The organism is Segniliparus rotundus DSM 44985, from assembly GCF_000092825.1.
GTDB classification, from domain to species: Bacteria; Actinomycetota; Actinomycetes; order Mycobacteriales; family Mycobacteriaceae; genus Segniliparus; species Segniliparus rotundus.
Map to the genome: position 1 here is coordinate 787,398 of NC_014168.1, position 22,126 is coordinate 809,523.

A 22,126-nucleotide genomic window follows, 5' to 3' on the forward strand; every position below is an offset into this window, starting at 1 on the left:
AGCTACGCATAGCGTGGTTAGACTCATGCCTGCTCGCCCCGTGTCCATTCGCCAGTGGTGAGCACCTCGATCTCCCACACGCCAGGATGCGCATTGTCCAACACTTTCACCACGGTGTGGACCACGGTGAAACCGGCGTGGGTGACGCGGACCATGGCGTTCCCGCCGCCGAATTCCATCACGAGGAGGGCGGGCGTGCTGGCGACGTCGAGCTTGATCCGCGCCTTGCGGGGCTCGTGGATCTCGCTGACCGGGACCAGGGCCTGCTCGATGCTCAAATACGCCGAGTACGGCAGGTCCCAAGTCTGTCCGCCGACGACGACCCGCACCCCGTCGCCAAGGGACGGCGCAGAATCGGCGGCGCTCACGCCTCGATGCTACCGGTCATCTGCCGTTGACAAGGTCGTTCTGCCAGGCGATCAGCACGCCCATGACGAACACGCAGAACGCGCCGCCGCCCACCAGGATCGCAAGCGAAACGGCCAGAGCGGTCCTGACCTTCCACTTCTCCGCCCGGCTCGTGGCATGTTTCCTGGCAGCGAGAGCCCGAAGCAGGGGCACGATGGACGACAAGACGGTTGCGGGGGGCGTGAAGAACGCGATGGTGGCGCTCAACGCGTAGTTCGAGGCGCGCCCGAGAAGCACTGCGACGAGCCAACCTCCGAGGAGCACCACGAGCGGAAGGACCGTCGCCCTGGTCGCCCGTTCGACCTTTTCCGACGACTCCTCGGACGTGGTGTCCCGATGGCTCGGCTCGGGTGCGGCTTCGTCCTGCCAGTCGTCCACCAGTACGATCCCGGCTGCTTTGAGCTTACTGAAATCGACCTCCTCGTCCTGCGAGAGAGTGTTGTCGATGACGAGCGCGATGTTGACGGGGAAAGCCCGCATGCCCTTGTGAAGCTGCATGCCAGCGATCCTGCTGGCGACCACAACCGCGTAGATCCTGACGAAAGCGCCATCCCCGTCCTCGCCCAGGAACTCCGCTTGAGCCCGCCCGAGTACCGCGGTGTCAGAGGTGCGGTACTTCAGCGGCTTCTGCAAAAAGGCGAGAACATAGTCGGGGCGGTCCGATCCTGGGATCTCGCGCATCAGCTTCGCGTCGACCGGAAGGTCGCCTGGGTCCAGGCCAGGGATGACCTCGTCGTAATCGGTGATCGTGAATCCCGCCATGCGGGAAGCCTAGCAACCTTCTGGCCAGCACGATAGCTCTACCAATCCCGTCCGTGCCGCTCAGGCTGGGCGGCGCGAGTCCCGTTGCCTCGCTCAAGGTTGCATCCGAGATGCATGGCCCTGAGCTCTCCGAGGTTGTCGCCCCCGAGGCTCACCGCGAGTATGGCCGTCAAGGCCCATGTGAGCGCCCGTGCTGCCTCTCGCCGCTCTGCGGTGCCCAAAGCGCGGGGACCGCTGACAGCAGGCTTGCCTCTGGGGATTCCTTACGGCAGGTGCGTTTTCCAGTTGTGCCTCAAGTGGTGGTCGATGTTCTGAGCCGCTGGAAGAGCGTTCTTGGCCAAGAGCGGCGTGCGGCGTGACCCTGGGCCGCTAGGGCGGCCCTTTCCCGCTCTGCTGCTGCGGCTTCACGCTCGGCGCGCTCGCGTTCTTGAATGACTTGTTCGGCTTTCGCGACGAACCTTTTCGCGTCATCAAGATTGCGGGCGGCGTTAATCTTGAATCGCCAAGCGAGTCCAAAAAGTATTGCGAGGATCACTGATGGGGCCAAGCCGTGCAGGAGGTAGTCTCCAAACTCGGGATGAGGATGTGCTTGCAGGAAATGCCATACCTTCGGGGCTTGTGAACTGAACGCGGCACCAAGAACAAGCAGTAGAGCCATGGAGATCATGTCTTGCCCCTCTCCTTTTCTGACGGCACGATACGCGATGATGCGCAGCTGTTCCGGGGTGAAATCGTTCGCGCTGTAGCTCCCGAGCCACCTCGATTCAGACGGCAACCGCCCTACGAGCGTGGCGATATCTGCCTCGTCCAGATTCACGAGGCCGTGCGGCTGGAACGGCTCCTCACCATGTGCTTCAACCCATGCCCGCCGTTTAGCCTCTTTGCTTGCTCGGTTAGCGCGGCTGAGGCTGCGAATGCCAATCAGGAATCGGCTGGCCTGCCACCAGGCGAGTGCGGCGATAGCGGTCGGGATCATGATTATGAACAAACTGCGCGCCTCGTGCAGCGCGCCGGAAATGATCATAGGCTCGACTTCTTTCTTGAAGGCGAAGGACGCAGAGCGTAGATCATGACCATTGGCAAGCTCGCATAGAGCAGAAGCACCCCGACGGGGGTAATCACGTCTAGGCACGGCCAAAACCACGTGGGGTCAGGAACGTCAACCACGTACTTTGTGAGGTGGTAGAAATACCCCGCCCAGAGCACTGCGGCCATCTCCGTCCAGGGTATCGCCCAGAGCGTCCACCCGATCAAAGCCGCCGTCAGGTAGCGCTGCGTCTTCGTCCCGAGCTTGTCTTCAGGGTTGATCTTTACCGGCCCAGTGAACATCTTCCACAAGTCTCTAGCCTTGGAGGTCCACCGTTGAGGCCGCAACCATAGCCGACACGCGAGGGGATCTGTCTGTCTAATCAATCTCTTCATGCACCGAAGTATCGGAGAAGGCACCGACAACACGCAACGGGCAAAAATCCACGGCCTAGTTGATCTTGGCCCGGACCAAGCCCTGCCTGTCTACGGTGCTCGCCGTCCTTGCGGTCTCTTGGTTTTCCTGTTCACGAGCCAAACGCGATGCGGCAGAATCTCCCTATGAGCCCGATTTGGAACGCAGTCGCCGCTGCTATCACTGGTGTCATCGCCACTCAAGTGCTCCAGCGTTTGGTGAAGCTCTTCATCGAAGGAGCGCGCTACCCCTCGTACCGAAAAATAGAGCGCGAGCTGGAGTTGTTCGAGCGGTTCCACAAGCTCGCAAACACACGCCCCAGCACAGCTCCCGGCGAGTCCGATTTGCACGCCATGCTCATAGAAGACATCCGCGAGCACTCGTTCAAGCGCTACCGGCGCGAATACATGCAGCTCGCGCTGGCATCAAGCATCAGTTATCTCCCGGTCTTGATCATCGTGGACCTCATCATCTCCAAATCCACCCCAGAAGGGTGGGGCACTCTCGTGTTCTTGGTGTTCCTCATGGTCATATTCGTGCTATGGCTGCTCTGGATATACTTCCTCGCCAAAGATGTGAACCGCCGCGAACAGCTCGTTGATGCCAAACGAGAAAGGTTCCGGGAAACCGGCCGCTACCCCAAACCCGGCGAAGTCAAACTAGCAGACAAAGGCAAGAAACGCTCCTCGGGAAAAAGAGCCCTCAAGGGCATAGTTCCTCCGAGGAAACGCAAGCTCACACAGAGCATGCCTGATTCGCGCGGGGACGAACCGGCTCAGCCACCTCCGTAGAGGCCCAAACCTCACACAGCGTTCGTCGCCGCGAACAACGCCGTGATGCCGACTGCAATCCCTTCGCTCAGCGGTCATAAATAATTATCCAAATATCAGTTCAGGAGATTTTCGCCCGAATCCTTGAGTTTTCCCTGTTCGGAGGGTGTTATGATACCGTCTAGAAAACTCTCCCACAGGGTTATCCGGCGAGGTGGTTTCTCTCGTGGAGGTGGTCGAAGTAGCGTCGTCGGTCCTCGTCGGTGACTCGGTGACAGCCGGGGCATTGGCCGAGGAATCGGCTGATCGGGTTGACGAGCTCGTTGGGGCAGGTCTGGCACACGTCCTCGGGCTGCTCGCTGCTGTTGTCGGGGTCCGGGGCGCTGGGCGGGTTTTCGCTTGGACCGCTTGGACCGCCATCGCTGACCTGTGTTTTCCCGATGCCTGTGGGGTCGGCTCCGGTTGGACCGCCCCGATGCCCGGTTGGACCGGTCCGAGTCCCAGTCGGCACGGTCCAGGCCGCGCCTTGGGGGTCTTTTATGCTGCTGCCTGGGGTTTCGGCATGTGGTCCGGGTGGTCCAGGCGGGTTCGGGGTTGTTGCTCCCGGCTCCGGGTCGTCGTCGTCATCGTCGGCGTCGTTGTCTTTGGGGGTTTTGAGCCGGATCCCGACGTGGTGCCGTGGCCGTTTGCTGCCGGTGTTGCGCGGGCGGGCGTCTCCTAGTCCGGGGAAGGCTGCGCGCAGGTCTCGGCCGAACATGGCCGAGTTGGTGGGTTTGAGTCCGTTCTGCTCGCACCACACTGCCCACCTCGCGTAGAGCTTGTCTTTCTCGACTGTCCCGTCCGGGTCGATGACGCAGTGCTCGCGCAGGAACGCCGCGACCGGGGAGGCGAGGTCTTCCAGCTCCCTCGTGGCGTCCTGGGAGGACGCTGTTCGGGTGAAGGAGCCGTTGCGCGCGAGGCGTTCCAGCCCGTCGAGGGACCAGGCCAGTATCCCGGGCAGCTCTTCGAGGAGGTCGGCGGTGAGCCGGTGGTCCTCTTTGCCCAGGAAGCTCTGCGCCATCGTGAGCACGACGAAGCGTTTGGCGATGGCCCCGGAGGCGTCGGAGAGCCGGGGCAGCTCGTTGGAGACGATCACGAACCGCGCCGGGATCGGCCCGGTCCACGGCTCTTTGTTCTTGCGGTCCACCGTCAACCAGTCCTCGCCGCTGATCGACAACAATCTTTCCACCACCTGCCGCGTGCCCGCGCCGCCGAGGCGCGCGTCCCCGACGACGGCGAGGGGCTTGCCCAGCAGCGGGCTCAAACCGAAGTTCGTGCCGAGCGAGGCGAGGGTCGGCGCGGCGGCGTTCGCCTTGCCGACCAGGGCGATCAGGACGCGGGCGATGGTGCCCTTGCCCGAGCGGGGCGGGCCGACCACCAACAGGATCTTCTGCATGTCCGTGCGCCCGGAGAGCACGTACCCGAAGAACTCCTGCAACAACGCCACGCTGTCGGCGTCGCCGGGCCACACCGACTGCAAGAAGCCCAGCCAGCGTTTGGGCTCGGGGGCGCTGGGGTTGTAGTCGAACGGGACCGCCGTTCGGGTGAAGAACTCGGGGGTGTGCTCGATCATCGTCCGCGAAGGCACATGCAAGAGCCCGTTCGCGCAGGCCACCACCTCACCAGCGGGGGGCCTGCGCGCGCCGGACGCGCCGATCCACTTCGGCGCGTCGAGCCCGCCGTCCATGAGCACCACCGCGCGCAGCGCGTCCAACACCGACGAGACCTTGCCCGGCGTCGGGTCGAACGCTCGCGCCTCCCACGCCTCGCCCTTCCCGACGCGTGCCTTGTACACGGCGTGCTCCAGCGACCGGTAAATGTGCGAGCGCAGCTCGTCCTGCTCCACGACCGCCCACATCGACCCGTCCCACAACAGCCAGTCCCCACGCAAGTGCCCCAGCGTGAACAAGCCGCTCTCGTGCTCGTAGCCTTTCGCGAGCTGGCGCGCCACCCGCATCGGCGCGCTCGGCGGGGGGAACTCGACAACCCCGTCCGCGCCATCGCCTCCCGAAGAGACGGGGGGCGCGGCGACCGCGCCCCCCGCCATCTGGCCTTGACCGCTCACCGGCCCGACCTCCTCGCCAGCCACGGGTCCGAACGCCCGCAACGCAGCCGGGGCAGCCTCGACGCCGCCTCGCTGCGGCGGTTCAGCCCCGCCCGAACCGAAGGCCAATCGGCCTCGTCTTTGTCCTCATCGCGCTCCGGGCCGTTCATCGGATCACCGTCCCGGTTCGCTCGTCCACCAACTCGACTTTGAAGCCCTCGGTGGAGGAGAAGTGCTTGAGCACGAGCAGCATGAGATAGTCGCCCATCTCATTCGTCGCGTCCTCAAGCCGTTCGGCCAGCCGGTCTTCCCACTCCTCGGGCAGGTCCGAGGAGTGCGACAGCTCGGGAAACCCGAGGAAGCCGTCGTCCTCGACCCACTCGCGGCACTCATCGACCGGCGCCCCCAGGTAGGCGGCAAACGCCTCTGCGGAGAAGACCAAACCGCCCCGCTCGCCGACGAACACCCGAACCGTCCTGCTCTGCGAGCCGCCATGACCCTCTTCGCCAGGGGGAACAGAATTGGAAGAACGGGCATCGCCTTTATCGGCGGATGCTATATTTGTCATTAGAGCCCTTTCGCTCTGGTAACGGAAAAATCGGTGTCACTCTCAAAATTGATCCGGCTTTCCGACCGCGCGCCCCGCTGCGAGGCAATCCGACCAAGAACTGACCTCTCGGCAGGGCGCGCGACCGCTCCGCTCGTCTCATTCACTCCACCGCACCACCACCCTTACGGGTCGCCGCCTCGCGTTGGGCCACCCACCGCTCGCACTCGCTGAGCCGGTAGACCACTCGTCGTGGCGAGAGGGAGAAGGACGGCGGCGAGTCCGGGCTGTTGATGGAACGGTGCCATCTCAGCGTCGAGCACGGAATGCCGTACCGCTCGCTGACCTGCTTGGTTGTCAGCAGGATTTCATTTGGACGCGCCTCGTGCGCGGTGTTGCTGGCCACTCTGCCTCCTAGCTAGATCCGACAACATTACAAAGACTACCACGCATACCCAAATCCAACTAGACAAGACGAGACAATCTGGTGTATCGTTGGTCGTGTGAGTGACACCAAGACCGGCGACCTGGCCATCGGCAAACGCATCCAAGCCTTGCGGAACGAACGCGGCCTCACGCAAGGCCAGCTCGCCGCCGAGGCGTCCAAACACGGCGACCTGATCTATCAGCAGACTATCGCCAAGATCGAGACAGGCAACAGGGGATTGAAGTTCGAAGAGGGCATCGCCATCGCCAAAGCCCTGAACGTCGATCCGGTGGACCTGCTCTCCGAAGAGAGCATCGAAGAGAAGCTATTGAACGCCACCCTCGATTTCAGCGTCTCCGCTTTGCGCGATTACGCGTTCCGCACCGGGCTGACACCCGTCTTCATGATGCTCAACGACTTCCGAAGGGCCGAGGCCAACTACCTAAGGCGCATGACGGAGACGGCGCCCTGCGAACTCGATTCCGTGAAGGAACGTATTGACCGTGCCGTGACCCCCGCTTACAAGGAGCTTGAGAAGGACGCGAACCGCCTGCTCCGGTTCGTTCGCGACCGCCTGGCGAGCTTCGAGGACGTATATGAAAACCTCTACGCCGACTATGAGAACTCGCCCGAAGCCAAGCGGACGCCAGACGATTCAGATCAAGGCCCAGTCGCGTACCTCGACTACGTGGAGGAGCGGTACCAGAGGAAGAAAAGCGAGCAGGACGCGGCGAAGGCAGGCTTCATGCTCCCAAGCAGCGGATACGTCGGAAAATTCTGCAAAACACCCCAAGCCGACGATGCGAAAAACGACACCAGCAGCAATGCGGAGACCGCAGAGGACAAGAACTAATGGAAAGCGCTGCCAGTAGGATGCCCGTCAGACGTAATCGCCGCTCAGGGGTCGAAGATCTATGGTTCAAAAAAGAGAAGGTCCGCAAGATCGACCCTGAGAGCGGAAAAGAGACATGGGAGAAGGTGCCGAACAAACGTCATGGTCGGGGCAAGCGTTGGCGGGCGAACTACGTGGACGACAGCGGAGACCAGAAGACTCGGGCGTTCGACACGAAGCAAGAGGCGCAAAAATGGCTAGACGGCATCATGTCCACCCTCGTGCAGGGCACCTACGTCGATCCCAAGGTCGCGTCTATGACAGTGGGGAAGTGGTGCGATCAGTGGATCGAGGGCTACAGTGTCCATCGAAGCGGCACGGTGCGTAGCGCCAAAACGCATATCGCCAAGATCAAAGAGTCTTTCGACACGAAGCCGTTGAACGAGGTTCGGCCCTCTGCCGTCAAAGCATGGCTGGCCGACTTGAAAAAGCAAGGATTGGCGGACAGCTACGTCTACGCGCTGCACTCTCGGCTGTCGCAGATCCTCGGTGACGCCGTGTATGACGGGGTGCTCGCTCGCAATCCATGTTCGCGCAAGACTGCGCCGCCGATGGGCAAGCCGAAGTGCTATGTGGCGACCACCGAGCAGATATGGGGCCTGTACGAAGCGGTTCCCCGGAGCATCAAGTCCGCCATCCTGCTCGGGGCGTTCGCTGGGCTGCGGGTGGCAGAGGTGTCCGGGGCGTTGCGGACGGACATGGATTTCATCAAGCGCGTGTTCAATCCTGCGCGGCAGTGGGAGGACGAGCCGTTGAAGACGGAGACAAGCGCGACGCCAGTTCCGGTGTCAGAGGAGTTTGTCATGCTGCTCTCCACGACGATCCTCCCTGGCGAGCACACGCACCTGGTTGTCAACGATCATGGCGAGCCGGTGCCGCCGTGGCAGATCGAGCGGGCTATCAGGGATGCGAGGGAGTCGGGATTGGTCGATTTACCGGAGACGTTCACGTTCCACGATCTGCGCCACTACAACGCATCGTGGCTCATCGCGAGCGGGGCGGACATCAAGACCGTCCAAGCCCGCGTGCGCCATGCCAGCGCGAAAACGACGCTGGACGTCTACGGACACCTGTGGCCTGACGCGGACGAGTCTTCTCGCACGGCGATGAGCGCGATTCTGAGCGAGCGAATCGATACCGCTTACGGCACTGCCTACCCAATGCATACCGGGGCGGCCAAATAAGCCGCCCCGGTGCAGGTCAGGATGTGTTTCCGGCCTACACGTCGTAGTAGAGCTGGAATTCGTAGGGGTGCGGGCGCAAGTTGACCGGGGCGATCTCCTGTTCGCGCTTGAGCTTGATCCAGGTTTCGATGAGGTCGGGGGTGAACACGCCGCCTTCGGTGAGGTAGGCGTGGTCCTGCTCCAACCGGTCGATGACCACGGCGAGGTTGGTCGGGGCCTGCGGAATGTTCGATGCCTCTTCCGGGGCGAGCTCGTAGAGGTCCTTGTCGACCGGGGCCTGCGGCTCGATCTTGTTGCGGATGCCGTCCAGTCCGGCCATCAGCATCGCGGCGAACGCGAGATACGGGTTGCCGGAGGAGTCCGGCGCGCGGAACTCGATGCGCTTGGCCTTGGGGTTCGAGCCGGTGATCGGGATGCGCACCGCCGCGGAGCGGTTGCGCTGGCTGTAGACCAGGTTGATCGGGGCCTCGTAACCGGGGACCAGGCGGTGGTAGGAGTTGATCGTCGGGTTGGTGAAGGCCAAAAGCGACGGGGCGTGGTGCAGGATGCCGCCGATGTAATGCCGGGCGAGGTCGGAGAGCCCGCCGTAGCCCGCCTCGTCGTAGAAGAGCGGCTTGCCGTCTTTCCACAAGGACTGGTGCACGTGCATGCCGGAGCCGTTGTCGCCGAACAGCGGCTTGGGCATGAAGGTGACTGTTTTGCCGTTCTGCCACGCCGTGTTCTTGATGATGTACTTGAACAGCAGGAGGTCGTCGGCGGCGTGCTGGAGGGTGTTGAACTTGTAGTTGATCTCGGCCTGGCCCGCGGTGCCCACCTCGTGGTGGGCGCGCTCGAGCTCGAAGCCCGCCTCGATCAGATTCGTGGACATCTCGTCGCGCAGGTCCACGTAGTGGTCGTTGGGGGCGACGGGGAAGTAGCCGCCCTTCACGCGCACCTTGTAGCCGAGGTTCGGGCCGCCGTCGGCCTCGGTCTCGGCCCCGGTGTTCCACGCCCCGGAGATGGAGTCGATCTCGTAGAAGGCCCCGTTGATGGAGGAGTCGTAGCGGATCGAGTCGAAGATGTAGAACTCGGCCTCGGGCCCGAAGTACGCGGTGTCGGCGATCCCGGTGGAGGAGAGGTAGTCCTCAGCCTTCTTCGCGACGTTGCGCGGGTCGCGGCTGTAGGCCTCCTTGGTGAAGGGGTCGTGCACGGAGAAGTTGATGTTCAGGGTCTTCGCGGCGCGGAACGGGTCGATTTTCGCGGTGGCGAGGTCGGGGAGCAGGAGCATGTCCGACTCGTGGATGGACTGGAAGCCGCGAACGGAGGAGCCGTCGAAGGCGAGGCCGTCCTCGGTCACGTCCGGGCCGAACGCCGACGCGGGGATCGAGAAGTGCTGTTGGACGCCGGGCAGGTCGGTGAACCGGACGTCGACGTATTCCACATTCTCGTCGGCGATGAACTTGACCACGTCTTCGGCTGAGCTAAACGTCACGCCACTCTCCTTCGGCTGTCGTATGCGGTAGGGGCCGGGCAGCCCACAAGATTTGGAGATTACACCGCAGGTTCGCGGCTTCTGAACGGAGGGCGGACGACACAGGCGCGAAACATGGCTGGCGGGCTTGGGCGCGCCTCGGTGGCGCGGGCTTGCTGGAACTGTCGGTCGCCGCGTTCTCCCAGGTTCTCTTAGCACGGCGGTTACAACGCGGCAATCCGCGCGCCACACCGCATTTCTACTCTGTGACGGGATTTCCACTCCCTGAAAGGTCGGATTTCGTCGCTCGTGAGCCGAATTTCACCCTCTCATAATCGAACACATGATGGAGAACGTCTGCGTGACCGCAAATACTATTCGTGCGCAAGCTATCAGGGCCGTTGAAGCGTGCGCGCCGCCGGCGAAAATCTTCGACGCGGGCGAGGAGCCGGGCCGTATTTTCGGCGAGAACGTTTTCAGCAAAGCGGTCATGCGCAAGCGCTTGCCCAAGGCGGTGTACAAGTCGGTCTCCGCGACGATCGAGCGCGGCGAGAAGCTCGACCCGTCTGTGGCCGACGCGGTGGCCTCGGCGATGAAAGACTGGGCGCTGGAGAAAGGCGCGACCCATTACGCGCACGTCTTCTACCCGCTGACCGGTTTGACCGCGGAGAAGCACGACAGTTTTCTCGAGCCCGCCGGCGACGGCTCGGCGCTCGCCGAATTCGCGGGCAAGACGCTGATCCAGGGCGAGCCGGACGCGTCCAGCTTCCCCAACGGCGGCCTGCGCAGCACGTTCGAGGCCAGGGGGTACACCGGCTGGGACGTGACGAGCCCCGCCTACATCCTGGAGAACCCGAACGGCAACACGCTGTGCATTCCGACGGTCTTCGTGTCGATGACCGGCGACGCGCTCGACCACAAGACCCCGCTGTTGCGCTCGCAGCAGGCGATGGGCGAGCACGCGGAGCGGATCTTGAAGCTCTTCGGCCACGAGAAGCCAGGCAAGATCGTGTCGTTCTGCGGCCCGGAGCAGGAGTACTTCCTGTTGGACCGGCATTTCTTCCTCGCCCGCCCCGACTTGATGAACGCCGGGCGCACGCTGTTCGGGCACAAGCCGCCCAAAGGCCAGGAGTTCGACGACCACTATTTCGGCTCCATCCCCGAGCGGGTGCTCGGCTTCATGATGGAGACCGAACGCGAGATGTTCAAGCTGGGCATTCCCGCGAAGACGCGGCACAACGAGGTCGCGCCAGGCCAGTTCGAGGTGGCGCCGATGTTCGAGCGCGCGAATATGGCCTCCGACCACCAGCAACTGCTGATGACGGTGCTCAAGACCGTCGCCAAACGGCACGGCATGGAGGTCTTGTTCCATGAGAAGCCGTTCCAGGGCGTGAACGGGTCCGGCAAGCACGTCAACTTCTCGATCGGCAACGACGAGCTCGGCAGCCTCCTCGTGCCGGGCGACACGCCCCATGAGAACGCGCAGTTCCTCGTGTTCTGCGCGGCGGTCATCCGAGCGGTGCACAAATACGCGGGGCTGCTGCGGGCTTCGGTGGCCTCGGCGACCAACGATCACCGCCTCGGCGCGAACGAGGCTCCGCCCGCGATCATCTCGATCTTCCTCGGCGATCAGCTCGCCGACATTTTCGAGCAGATCGCCAAGGGGCGCGCGACGTCGTCCAAAGGGAAGGGCACGATGATCATCGGGGCCGACACCTTGCCGCCGCTGCCGACCGATCCCGGCGACCGCAACCGCACCAGCCCGTTCGCGTTCACCGGCAACCGGTTCGAGTTCCGCGCCCCCGGCTCCATGCAGACGGTCGCGGCGCCGATGGTCACGATCAACACCATCATGGCCGATTCGCTCGACCACATCGCCACCGAGCTGGAAACGGCTGTGGCTGACGGCGTCGAGTTCGACGCCGCCGTGCAGAGCCTGTTGACCCAGATCATCACCGACCACGGCGCGGTGGTGTTCAACGGCAACGGCTATTCCGACGAGTGGCAGGCCGAGGCCGCTTCGCGGGGGCTGCCGAATCTGCGCACCACTCTGGACGCGCTGCCGGAGCTCGTCTCGGACAAGGCGTTGGCGCTGTTCGAGAAGTACAAGGTCTTCAATGGCCGAGAGATGCGCAGCCGATACGAGATCGGCCTTGAGCAGTACGCTTTGACCATCGGCGTGGAGGCGCGGCTGGCTTTGGAGATCGGAGCCACGCAGATTCTTCCGGCGGCGGTGCGGCATCAGACCGAACTCGCGCAGAACGTCGCCGCGCTCAAGGCGGCGGGCGTCGAGGCGGACGTTGCTCCTCTGGAGGAAGTCACTGGGCTGGTGGCCGAGCTGCGTCGCTCGCTCGCCGCGCTCAAGGAGGCCCTCGGCCACCACGCCGGCGAAAGCGCCCTCGAGGAGGCCACGCACGCAGGTCAGGCGCTTCTTCCTGCGATGGCCGACGTGCGTTGCGCCGCCGACCAGCTCGAGAGCGTCATCTCGGACGACCTCTGGCCGCTGCCGACCTACCAGGAGATGCTGTTCATCCTCTGATATGCGAGGGATTCCCGCCGCGGGAGGATGGATCGGCAGCTCCATGTTTGGTAGAACTGATGCATGCCGAAGTTAGCCGTGCCACATGAAGCGCCGATGTGCGATCCAGACCATGTCGCTCGGCAACGCATTGTCGAGAGGGTTTGGCCTCTCGCCGCGTTCGCGGCCGTCGCCAACGTCATCATGCAGCTCGGCGTGCGTCCGGTCGGCTACGGCGTGTACGAAAGCGTGGTCGAAAGCGGGCGCCTGGACAAACGGCCGATCAAACGCGGCCGGACGACCTTCACGTACCTCGCGGTGGCGATGCTGGGCAGCGAAGCGGAACGCAACGCGTACCACTCCGCCGTCAACAGGGTCCACGCCCAAGTGAACTCCAAGAACGTCGCGCGCGTCACCGGGAGCAAGGGGCCGGCCGAGTACAACGCTTTCGACCCGGAGCTGCAGCTGTGGGTGGCCGCGTGCCTGTTCAAAGGCGCATTGGACATTGTGCGCCTGATGAGCCGCCCGCCCCTTTCCGCCGCCGCCGAGGAGGAGATCCTGCGGGTCTGCGCCCCGCTCGCGACGACGTTGCAGGTGCCTGCGGACGCGTGGCCGAAGACGATGGCCGAGTTCGACGCGTACTGGGCGGAGCAGGAGGAGCGGATCCAGATCGACGAGCCGGTGCGGGACATGCTCGACAACATCGCGGGCGCGCGCTTCCTGCGAGGGCTCGGGCTCGCGTTCGGATGGATCAACCGCTACTTCACGGCGGCGTTTTTGCCGCCGAAGTTCCGCGAGCAAATGCGCTACAGCTGGGGTCCGGCGCGCCAAGGCGTTTTCCGGGGCATTGTCGCGGGGAACCGGGTCCTGTGCGCGGCGACCCCCCGGTCGGTCCGGATGCTTCCGACGACAGCGTTCCTCTGGGACCTGCGGCGGCGGATGGAAAAGGCCGAATCGCTCGTCTGACCCGCGCCGAAATTCTGTTCCACTCCACATCCCGGCGCAGTCTCAACAAAGTTATAGTTGTGAGCATGGACACGCACTATGACGCTGTGATCGTTGGCGCTGGTTTCGGCGGCATGGGCGCCGCCATCCAGCTGAAAGAGCTGGGCCTGAACAATATCGCCATCCTCGAACGTGAAGACGACCTCGGGGGCACCTGGCACGTCAACCACTACCCAGGCCTCGCGGTCGACATCCCGTCCGCGAAATACTCGTACTCGTTCGAGCCCAACCCCTACTGGTCGCGGCTCTTCGCGCCGGGAGCCGAGCTCAAACAGTACGCCAGCCACGTCGCGGACAAGTACGACCTGCGCCGCCACATGCGGTTCAACACCGCCGTGAGCGGAGCCCGTTGGGACAACGAGCACCGGCGCTGGTCAGTGTCCACCGTCAGCGGCGAGACGTACACCGGCAAATACTTGCTCGCCGCGACGGGGTTCCTCTCGCAGCCCAAGACGCCCGACATCGAGGGCGTTGCGACGTTCGCGGGCACAGTCGTCCACACCACCAGATGGGACGACAGTTTCCGTTCCGCGGGCCGCGCGATCGGCGTCATCGGCACCGGGGCGACGGCGGTGCAGCTGATCCCCGAGCTCGCCAAAGACGCCCGGCAGCTCACCGTCTACCAGCGCACCCCGATCTGGGTCGTCCCGAAGACCGACGCCAAGGTGCCGGGTCCGGTCCAGCAGTTGTTCGCCCGCGCGCCGATCACCCAGAAGATCGTCCGCGCGGTGGGGTCGGCGATCCTCGAAGCCGTCATGGTCGGCGGCGTGCTGCACTTCCGCCAGTTGAAGATCTTCAACCGCATGGCCGCGTATGCGGGCCGCGCGCTTTTGTTCGCCCAGGTGCGCGACCCTCAGCTGCGCCGCAAACTGACCCCCGACTACGACTTCGGCTGCAAGCGCCCGACCTTCTCGAACACGTATTTCCGCGCCCTCACCAAGAAAAACGTGTCGTTGGAGACCGCGCGGATCGAGCGCGTCGAGCCCGACGGGATCGTCACCGAGGACGGGCGCAAGACCGTCATCGACACGCTGGTGCTGGCCACCGGGTTCGATCTGTGGGAGGCGAATTTCCCGGCTTTCGAGATCATCGGCCAAGACGGCCGCGACCTGGGGAAGTTCTGGCGCGACACCCGTTTTCAGGCATTCGAGGGCATCACGGTGCCCAAGTTCCCGAATTTCATGACCCTCAACAGCCCTTACTCGTACAGCGGGCTGTCGTATTTCGACACCATCGAGTCGCAGATGCGGCATATCCGGCGCCTGCTGGGCGAGATGGCGCGCCGGGGCGCGGACACATTCGAGGTGACCGAAGAGGCCAATGCGGAGTTCTTGGAACGCATGACGCGCAATCTCGACGATTCGGTGTTCACCCTCGGCAGCTGCCAGACCGCGCGCAGCTACTACTTCAACCAGCATGGCGAGGCGGCGTTGCTGCGCCCGACCTTGACGGGCGCGGCGTACAAAGAGCAAGGCTCGTTCCCGCTGGAGTCCTACAGCATCGTCTGATCGCCCGGCCGTCAGAGAACCGTTAGGCTGAGCTGATGCCCCTTGTCTTCCCCGAAGCCGGCGTCGGATCGCTCGCTCCGCTGACGCAGCGGGCCTTGGCCCTCTTCATCGACTGGGTGCTCTCTGGCGGGGTCGCCCTCTTGTTCACAGATTTCACCTCGAACTCCTACTCGACGGCGGTGTTGGCGGTCTGGGCGGCCATGGGGGCGGTCGCGGTCTCCCTGTTCTCGTTCACCCCAGGCCAGCTGTTCGTGGGCCTCAGGGTGATCCGGGTGCCCGACAGCCGCGGCAACGGCGGGGACCAGCCGGTCGGGGCGCTGCGCGCGGCAGGCCGGGCGGCACTGTTGGCCCTGGTCATCCCCGCGTTCTTGGTGGACAAGAACGGCCGGGGGTTTCAGGACCGCCTGACGAACACCGCCGTGGTGCGGCTGCGCTGATCCAAGACCGCTGAACCAAAACCGGCAGGGCCGCCCAGGACGTCACATGCTGCGGGTCGTGTCCCGCTCGGCCCGCGTGATGCGCTCCAGCTCCTCGCGCGAGCGCCCCAACAGGACCGTGCCAGTACTCTTGCCCCGTGAGCACGACACACAAAGCCGCCGAGCCGGCTGCGCCAACGCCGGCCCCGGTCTCCCGCGCCCGGATCGCATTCGCCTCCTTCACCGGCACCGCGCTGGAATGCTACGACTTCTACCTTTTCTCCATCGCGGCGGTGTTCGTCTTCCCGAAGCTCTTTTTCCCCTCTGGGGACGAGGCCACCGGGCTGCTCGCCTCCCTCGCGACCTTCGGGTTGGCGTTCGTGGCCCGGCCAGCGGGGTCGGTGCTGTTCGGGCACTTCGGCGACCGTTTCGGCAGGAAAGCCACCCTGATCGGGTGCCTGTTGACGTTGGGGCTGTCCACGGTCGCCATCGGGCTGTTGCCGACCTACCAACAGGTCGGCGTCGCGGCGCCGACAGCATTGGCGCTCCTCCGCGTCGTCCAGGGGATCAGCGTCGGCGGCGAGTGGAGCGGGGCGGTGCTGCTCGCCGCCGAGAACGCGGCCCCAGGAAAACGGGCGTGGGCCACGATCTGGCCGCAACTGGGCTCGCCGATCGGATTGTTCGCCGCCACAGGCGTGTTCCTGTTCCTCATCGCCACGCCTGCGGGCCAAGAGTCGCTTCTGACCTGGGGGTGGCGGGTGCCCTTCCTGCTCAGCGCGGTCATGATCGGGATCGGGTTGTATGTGCGCCTGAAATTGGCCGAGACCCCGGTCTACCGGGTCGCGGCTGGGCGGGGGGAGCTGGTGCGCGCGCCCTTGGCGGTCGTGCTGCGGCATTCGTGGCGCAACGTGCTCATCGGTGTTTTCGCGATGGTCGCCTCGTACGCCATTTTCTATCTGGCCTCGACGTGGGTGGTCGGCTACGGCACGGGCAAAGTCGTCGACCGCAGCGGCATTCGCGGCTCGATCGCGCACACGGACTTCCTCATCGCGCAGATGGCTTCCTGTTTCGCGTACGCCGCTGCCATCCTCGTGTCAGCGCGCCTCGCCGACCGATACGGGCGCAGGCCGTTGCTGCTCGTGGCGACCGCCGCGATCATGTGCTACGGGCTCGGCTTCGGCTGGCTGCTCGACCCCGCGCGGCTGACCGCGCAAACGGCGCTGGTGTTCATGTGCCTCGGACTGACGCTCATGGGATTGTCGTACGCCCCGATGGCGGCGTTGTTCACCGAGCTGTTCCCGACCAATGTGCGTTACACCGGCTCGGGGATCGCGTTCAACCTCTCGGGGATCTTGGGCGCGTCGATCACGCCCTTCCTCGCGACCTGGTTGGTGAGCGCGTACGGCGTGGCCTGGGTCGGGATCTACCTCGCGGGGGTCGCTCTGGTGAGCATGGCCGCGCTGCTCGCGCTGCGCGAAACCCGCGAAGTCGACCTCGCGAGCGCCGAAAGTCACGGCAACTCGGGCAGTGCGCGCTCGTAGAGCCATTGCTGCCACAACGAGGCGAGGCCGCGCCGCCCGACCTCGTCGACGAGGTTGATGAAGTCCTCGGTCGCGGCGTTGGCGTGCCGGAAGCGCGCGGTGAATGTCCGCAAGACATGGAAGAACGCCTCGTCGCCGACCACGGTGCGCAGCGCGTGCAGGGTGAGCGCGCCCCTCTTGTAGACGCGGTCGTCGAACATGTCTTTCGGACCTGGGTCCGAGAGCAGGAGGTCTTGGGGCAGCTCGGAGAGCCGCTTGTGGTGTTTGGCGGCCCAGAACGCGGCCCGCTGCCCCCCGGAGCGCTCCGACCACAGCCATTCCGCGTAACAGGCGAAGCCTTCGTGCAGCCAGATGTCCCGCCACTGCGCGCAGGTCACGGAGTTGCCGAACCACTGGTGCGCCAGCTCATGGGAGATGAGCCGCTCAGGGTCCCTGCCCGCTGCTTGCGCCGGGGTTTCGGGCACGAACTGCGCGCCGAAGACCGACATGCCTTGCGCCTCAATGGGGATCTCCAGCTCGTCGGCGGTCACGACCGTGGTGTGCTCCGCGAACGGGTACGGGCCGAAGAGCTCGGCGAACACGCGCAGCATCTGGGGATGGCGCCCGAAGGAGGAGTCGAGCCTGCGCGCCAAGTCGCTGGGAGCGGCGACGCGGTCCGGCGTCGGTTGCTCCGACAGGGTGACCAGCTCATACCGTCCGACCTGCAATGAGGACAGGTACGGCGCCATTGGTTCGGCTTGCTCGTAGGTCCAGATGGTCTGCGAGGATTTGGTTTTGCGCCCGACGAGTTTGCCGTTGCACACGGCCCGATAGCCGTTGGGCACGGCGATTTCGAACCGGTGCGGAGCCTTCGAGGTCGGGCGGTCGTCGCAGGGGTACCAGCTGTGCGCGCCGTTCGGCTGGCTCGCCACCAGCGCGCCGTCGGCGAGCTCTTCGAAGCCGACCTCGCCCCAGATGGTCCGGATCGGCTTGGGGTTGCCCGAGTACTGGACGACGACCTTGAGCCGCTTGCCCGAGGGCACAACGGATTTCAGCCCGAGCACGAGCTTGCCCGCGCGGTGGCGGTGCCGCGCGGGCCGGTGTCCGTCGACGGCGAGTTTGCCGACTTTCAGATGCTCGGACATGTCGAAGGACAGCTCCGAGGCGGGGGCTGTGGTCGTGAGGAAAATTCGCGCCTCGCCCGCAAGCCGCCCGCTTGACACCTGATATCCGAGGTCGAGCTCGTAGCGCGCGACGTCGTAGCCGGTGTTGCCTTGTCCCGGACAGTACGGATCTGGGCCGCTCACTTTTTGCCCTTCCCCTTTTTGTCGGGTTCGGAGCGCCAGGGCGAAATGGGGTTGCCGAGCCAACGCGTGCTGCCCGGCACCATGTCGCCGCGCAGCACCAGCGAAGCCGGTCCCACCGTCGCCCCTGCGCCGACCACGGAGCCCGGCAGCGCGACACAATGCGGGCCGAGGCTCGCGCCCGGCTGAAGCGTCACCGAGTCCAAGCGCATGATCCGGTCGTGGAAGAGGTGGGTTTGCACCACGCAGCCCCGGCCCACGCTCGCGCCGTCGCCGAGCGACACGAGGTCCGCTTCCGGCAGCCAGTAGCTTTCGCACCACACCCCGCGCCCGATCTTCGCGCCCATCGCCCGCAGCCACAGATTCAGCGCGCCCGTGCCGCTCGCGAGGTTCGCGAACCACGGAGCCGCCACCGACTCCACAAAGCAGTCCGCGACTTCGGCCCGCCACACGAAACTCGACCACAACGGGTGCTCCCCAGGGCGGAACCGCCCGACGACGGCCCATTTCACGATGACGCTCACGGCGGCGGCCAGCACGCCTGCCGCGAGGAGCACAACGCCTGCCCCGAGCCAGGCCGCGTGCGGACCGAATCGGACCAGCAGCGCTTGGAGGGCGATGAGGACCAGCGCGCCGAGCCAGAACGACACGATCAGCGCTGTGATACGGCAGCACTCCACGGCGGCCCTGATGATTTTCAGGCGCAGCGGCGGCGCGAAGGTGCGCGACGCGTCGACCTCGTCGGCCTTGCGCCGCAGGCGGATCGGGGGGCTGCCGAGCCAGGAGGAGCCGCTTTTCGCTTTGTGCGGGGTGGCGGAGAGCACTGCGACCAGCGCGCCGTTGGGAATTTTGCGGCCAGGCTGGGTGATGCCGGAGTTGCCGAGGAAGGCGCGTTCCCCGACTTTGGTCTCGGCGATGTGAATCCAGCCGCCGCCCAGTTCGTAGGAGCCCACCATGGTGTCGTCGGCGAGGAACGCCCCTTCGCCCACGGTGGTGAACTTCGGCGCGAGCACTGCGGTGGAGATCTCGGTGTTCTTTCCGATCTTCGCGCCCAAAAGGCGCATCCACACCGGTGTGGCGAGGCTCGCGTACAGCGGGAACAGATGCTGTCGCGCGGCGTCCATGAGCCGCTCGACCGCCCAGGTCTGCCATCCGGCGCGGCTGTGCACGGGGTGGTAGCCGGCGCGGACCCCGAGCGAGCCCAACCGCACGCCGACCAGGGTGGCGAGCGCGTAGGCCGCAGTGGCGGCGAGCGCGGCCAGGGGCGTGGCGGCGAGCGCGGGCGCGACGGCTTCGCGCAACGTGGCGGCATGGCGGACCGCTGCGCCGATGACGGCGAGCCCCACCGCCCACGAGCACAAGGGCAACCCGCCGATCACCGCGGCGCTGACGGCGTAGACGGCCCCCCACCGCCGGGACTGCTCCGGTCGGCGCTGCGGCCACGGGTGGTGCGCCTTGCCTGCTTTCACCGCGGGGGAGCCCTTCCAATACCTGCCGCCTTTGGCTTTGCCGACCACGCATGAGGCGGGGGCGACGTCTGCGTCCTTGCCGACCTGCGCCCCAGGCAGAAGCGTGGTGCGCGCGCCGATCGCGGCGTCTTGGCCGATCACGATCTCGCCGAGGTGGAAAACGTCCCCGTCCAGCCAGTGTCCGCGAAGGTCCACCTCGGGCTCCACGCAGCTGCGCTGCCCGATGGCGAGCATCCCCGTCACTGGCGGAATGGCGTGCAGGTCCACGCCGTCCCCGATTTTCGCGCCGAGCATGCGGGCGTAGTGCGCCATCCACGGCGCTCCCGAAAGGTTCTCCGCGCCGAGCGCGGCGGCAAGGTGCTCGGCGGCCCAAACGCGCAGGTGAACGGACCCGCCGCGCGGGTAGGCCCCTGGTGCGAGCCGGAACGTGAGCACTCGCGCGGCGCAGGCAGCGACGACAGCTCTGCCGAGCGGGGTGGCGAACAACAGCACGCCCCCGAGAACGAGCCACCAGGAGGTGTGCCGCGCCCACGCAGCCGTGTGGGAACAGGCCAGCAGGTTGTTCGCCAGCAAGAGCCACGCGACCCATTGCAGCCCGCCGAGCGTGGCGACCACGAGGAGGATCAGCGCCTGCGCCGCCTGCGTGCGCCTCGGGGTCGGGCGCACGTCGCGGGGCTCCGCGGCTTGGGCGGGTTTCTGCTCGTCGAGGAAGTCGGCGAGCGAGCCGAGCCTGGGCCGGTCGTAGAGTTCGGCGACTGTGGCCGTCGGATACCGGGCGCGCAGCGCAGAGACAAGTTGGGCAGCGGCGAGGGAGCCGCCGCCGAGCGAGAAGAAGTCCGCGTCCTCGCCGTCGATCTCGGCGCCGAGCACCTCGGCCCACAGGTCCGCGAGCCACCCTGCGGTGCCGTCGAGGCCGTGCCCGCCCGCTTCGCCCGCGACTGGCCACGGCAGGGCGGCGCGGTCCACTTTCCCCGATGTGCGCACAGGCAGCTCGGGCAGCAGGACCAGCCTGGGCACGAGCGCGGCGGGCAGGTGCTTGGCGAGTTCGGTCCGGGCGGCGCGCACGTCGTAGTCCGGATCGCCGCTCGTGAGATAACCGACCAAGAGCGCCGCGCCCGAGCTGGTCTGCTGCACCGCCGTCGCGGCGGCGGTGACTCCGGGCAGAGCGGCGAGGGCGGCGTCCACCTCGCCGAGCTCGATGCGCCGCCCGCCGATTTTCACCTGGTCGTCGGCCCGTCCGAGGAAGACGAGGCCTTCGGATTCGAGCCGCACGAGATCCCCGCTGCGATACGCGCGCTCCCAGCCCAGAGCGGGGGCCGGGGCGTATTTCTCCGCGTCTTTCGCCGGATCGAGGTAGCGGGCCAGGCCCACGCCGCCGATGACGAGCTCGCCGGATTGGCCGTGCTCGACTGGGGCTCCGGACGGATCGACCACCGCGAGGTCCCAGCCGGGCAGTGGCAGGCCGATCCGCACCACGCCGTCGCCGGTGAGCTGCGCCGCGCAGGCGACCACAGTGGCCTCGGTCGGACCGTAGGTGTTCCACACCTCGCGCCCGTCGGCGACGAGGCGCGCGGCGAGGTCCGGCGGGCAGGCCTCGCCGCCGAAGATCAGCAGGCGCACCGCTTCGAGGGCCTCGGGGGGCCACAATGAGGCAAGCGTCGGCACGGTCGAGACCACGCTGATGTCCCTGGCGACCAGCCAGGGGCCGAGGTCCATGCCGCTGCGCACGATCGCGCGGGGCGCGGGCACCAGGCACGCGCCGTGCCGCCAGGCGAGCCACATCTCCTCGCAGGAGGCGTCGAAGGCGACGGAGAGCCCGGCGAGCACCCGGTCGTCCGGCCCGATGGGTTCGTCCTGGAGGAACATCCGCGCCTCGGCGTCGACGAACGCGGCCGCGTTGCGGTGGGTCACCGCGACGCCCTTGGGCGTGCCGGTGGACCCGCTGGTGAAAATGATCCACGCGTCGTCTTCGGGGGTGGGGGCCTGGGCCGGCCGGGGCCCTGCCGCGTCGTCCCGCTCCTCGCGCGCGCGCAGCCAGCCTTCGGCGGTGATCGTGGCGTCGACAGCGGCTTGTGCGAACACCAGGTCGGCGCGCTCCTGCGGGTCGTCCGCGTCCACCGGCACGTACGCGCAGCCTGCGGCGATGACGGAGAGAATGGCGATGTACAGCTCGCAGCCGCCGGAAGGCAGGCGCACGCCGACCCGGCCGCCCCGGCCGACGCCGAGCGCCGCGAGCTGCGCGGCTCCCTCCTGCGCGGCCTCCACGAGTTCGCTGTAGGTGAGCTGGGCTCCGCCGTCGTCCACGGCTGGCGCGTCGGGGAACTGCGCCATGGTGGCGGTCAGGATGTCCCAGAGCGTCCGCGCGGCCGGGGCAGACGCGGACAGGAGGAATTGCGCGGGGATTTCGGCCATCGGGATCACC

Annotated in this window: 19 protein-coding genes; 8 read left to right on the forward strand and 11 right to left on the reverse strand. The window is 65.9% G+C overall.

Annotated features, from left to right (window positions below):
• Nucleotides 1-23: 23 nt before the first annotated feature.
• The 4 genes from SROT_RS04055 to SROT_RS04070 form a co-directional block, all read right to left on the reverse strand.
• Nucleotides 24-368 carry a hypothetical protein gene (locus SROT_RS04055; RefSeq protein WP_013137736.1) on the reverse strand — a complete coding sequence of 115 codons (345 nt, stop codon included), beginning with the start codon at nt 366-368 and terminating at the stop codon, nt 24-26.
• A 16-nt stretch (nt 369-384) separates the two neighbouring features.
• Nucleotides 385-1,170 (reverse strand): hypothetical protein, encoded by a 786-nt coding sequence (locus SROT_RS04060; RefSeq protein ID WP_013137737.1) that lies wholly within the window; start codon nt 1,168-1,170, stop codon nt 385-387.
• A 292-nt stretch (nt 1,171-1,462) separates the two neighbouring features.
• Nucleotides 1,463-2,194 (reverse strand): hypothetical protein, encoded by a 732-nt coding sequence (locus tag SROT_RS04065; protein ID WP_013137738.1) that lies wholly within the window; start codon nt 2,192-2,194, stop codon nt 1,463-1,465.
• Nucleotides 2,191-2,508 (reverse strand): hypothetical protein, encoded by a 318-nt coding sequence (locus SROT_RS04070; RefSeq protein ID WP_041406909.1) that lies wholly within the window; start codon nt 2,506-2,508, stop codon nt 2,191-2,193. The genes SROT_RS04065 and SROT_RS04070 overlap by 4 nt, the downstream gene beginning before the upstream one ends.
• A gap of 249 nt (nt 2,509-2,757) precedes the next feature.
• Between SROT_RS04070 and SROT_RS04075 the strand changes: the two genes are divergently transcribed.
• Nucleotides 2,758-3,402, forward strand: coding sequence for a hypothetical protein (locus SROT_RS04075; protein ID WP_041406911.1), 645 nt, complete (start codon nt 2,758-2,760; stop codon nt 3,400-3,402).
• Nucleotides 3,403-3,583: 181 nt separating this feature from the next.
• On the opposite strand, the gene SROT_RS04080 is transcribed toward SROT_RS04075, so the two are convergent.
• The 4 genes from SROT_RS04080 to SROT_RS15935 form a co-directional block, all read right to left on the reverse strand.
• Nucleotides 3,584-5,485 carry a DNA primase family protein gene (locus SROT_RS04080; RefSeq protein ID WP_013137741.1) on the reverse strand — a complete coding sequence of 634 codons (1,902 nt, stop codon included), beginning with the start codon at nt 5,483-5,485 and terminating at the stop codon, nt 3,584-3,586.
• Nucleotides 5,482-5,634, reverse strand: a complete 153-nt coding sequence (locus SROT_RS16675; RefSeq protein WP_013137742.1) for a hypothetical protein — start codon at nt 5,632-5,634, stop codon at nt 5,482-5,484. The genes SROT_RS04080 and SROT_RS16675 overlap by 4 nt, the downstream gene beginning before the upstream one ends.
• Entirely contained in the window at nt 5,631-5,930 is a 300-nt protein-coding gene (locus tag SROT_RS04085; protein WP_013137743.1) for a hypothetical protein, read from the reverse strand. The genes SROT_RS16675 and SROT_RS04085 overlap by 4 nt, the downstream gene beginning before the upstream one ends.
• Before the next feature lie 244 nt (nt 5,931-6,174).
• The gene (locus SROT_RS15935; RefSeq protein ID WP_013137744.1) at nt 6,175-6,417 is read right to left on the reverse strand and encodes a helix-turn-helix transcriptional regulator; all 243 of its coding nucleotides are present in this window, start codon (nt 6,415-6,417) and stop codon (nt 6,175-6,177) included.
• Between the two features lie 97 nt (nt 6,418-6,514).
• Between SROT_RS15935 and SROT_RS04090 the strand changes: the two genes are divergently transcribed.
• Both SROT_RS04090 and SROT_RS04095 read left to right on the forward strand, forming a co-directional pair.
• A complete protein-coding gene (locus SROT_RS04090; protein WP_013137745.1) occupies nt 6,515-7,291 on the forward strand; it encodes a helix-turn-helix domain-containing protein in 777 nt (258 codons plus the stop codon).
• Between the two features lie 20 nt (nt 7,292-7,311).
• Nucleotides 7,312-8,514 carry a tyrosine-type recombinase/integrase gene (locus SROT_RS04095; protein WP_041406913.1) on the forward strand — a complete coding sequence of 401 codons (1,203 nt, stop codon included), beginning with the start codon at nt 7,312-7,314 and terminating at the stop codon, nt 8,512-8,514.
• A gap of 34 nt (nt 8,515-8,548) precedes the next feature.
• On the opposite strand, the gene glnA is transcribed toward SROT_RS04095, so the two are convergent.
• Nucleotides 8,549-9,985, reverse strand: coding sequence for a type I glutamate--ammonia ligase (gene glnA, locus SROT_RS04100; RefSeq protein WP_013137747.1), 1,437 nt, complete (start codon nt 9,983-9,985; stop codon nt 8,549-8,551).
• Between the two features lie 322 nt (nt 9,986-10,307).
• Between glnA and SROT_RS04105 the strand changes: the two genes are divergently transcribed.
• The 5 genes from SROT_RS04105 (at nt 10,308) to SROT_RS04125 (ending at nt 16,952) form a co-directional block, all read left to right on the forward strand.
• Nucleotides 10,308-12,503: a glutamine synthetase III family protein gene (locus SROT_RS04105; RefSeq protein ID WP_013137748.1), complete on the forward strand. Its 2,196-nt coding sequence runs from the start codon at nt 10,308-10,310 to the stop codon at nt 12,501-12,503.
• A gap of 96 nt (nt 12,504-12,599) precedes the next feature.
• Nucleotides 12,600-13,448: an oxygenase MpaB family protein gene (locus tag SROT_RS04110; protein WP_245535356.1), complete on the forward strand. Its 849-nt coding sequence runs from the start codon at nt 12,600-12,602 to the stop codon at nt 13,446-13,448.
• A 65-nt stretch (nt 13,449-13,513) separates the two neighbouring features.
• The gene (locus tag SROT_RS04115; protein WP_013137750.1) at nt 13,514-14,995 is read left to right on the forward strand and encodes a flavin-containing monooxygenase; all 1,482 of its coding nucleotides are present in this window, start codon (nt 13,514-13,516) and stop codon (nt 14,993-14,995) included.
• 35 nt (nt 14,996-15,030) lie between these two features.
• Entirely contained in the window at nt 15,031-15,432 is a 402-nt protein-coding gene (locus SROT_RS04120) for an RDD family protein (RefSeq protein WP_013137751.1), read from the forward strand.
• Between the two features lie 137 nt (nt 15,433-15,569).
• The gene (locus SROT_RS04125) at nt 15,570-16,952 is read left to right on the forward strand and encodes an MFS transporter (RefSeq protein WP_013137752.1); all 1,383 of its coding nucleotides are present in this window, start codon (nt 15,570-15,572) and stop codon (nt 16,950-16,952) included.
• Here SROT_RS04125 and SROT_RS04130 read toward each other — a convergent pair.
• Complete coding sequence (locus tag SROT_RS04130) at nt 16,922-18,238, reverse strand: M1 family metallopeptidase (RefSeq protein ID WP_013137753.1); 1,317 nt, start codon at nt 18,236-18,238, stop codon at nt 16,922-16,924. The genes SROT_RS04125 and SROT_RS04130 overlap by 31 nt on opposite strands.
• The gene (locus tag SROT_RS04135) at nt 18,235-22,116 is read right to left on the reverse strand and encodes a Pls/PosA family non-ribosomal peptide synthetase (protein ID WP_013137754.1); all 3,882 of its coding nucleotides are present in this window, start codon (nt 22,114-22,116) and stop codon (nt 18,235-18,237) included. The genes SROT_RS04130 and SROT_RS04135 overlap by 4 nt, the downstream gene beginning before the upstream one ends.
• Between the last annotated feature and the right edge of the window lie 10 nt (nt 22,117-22,126).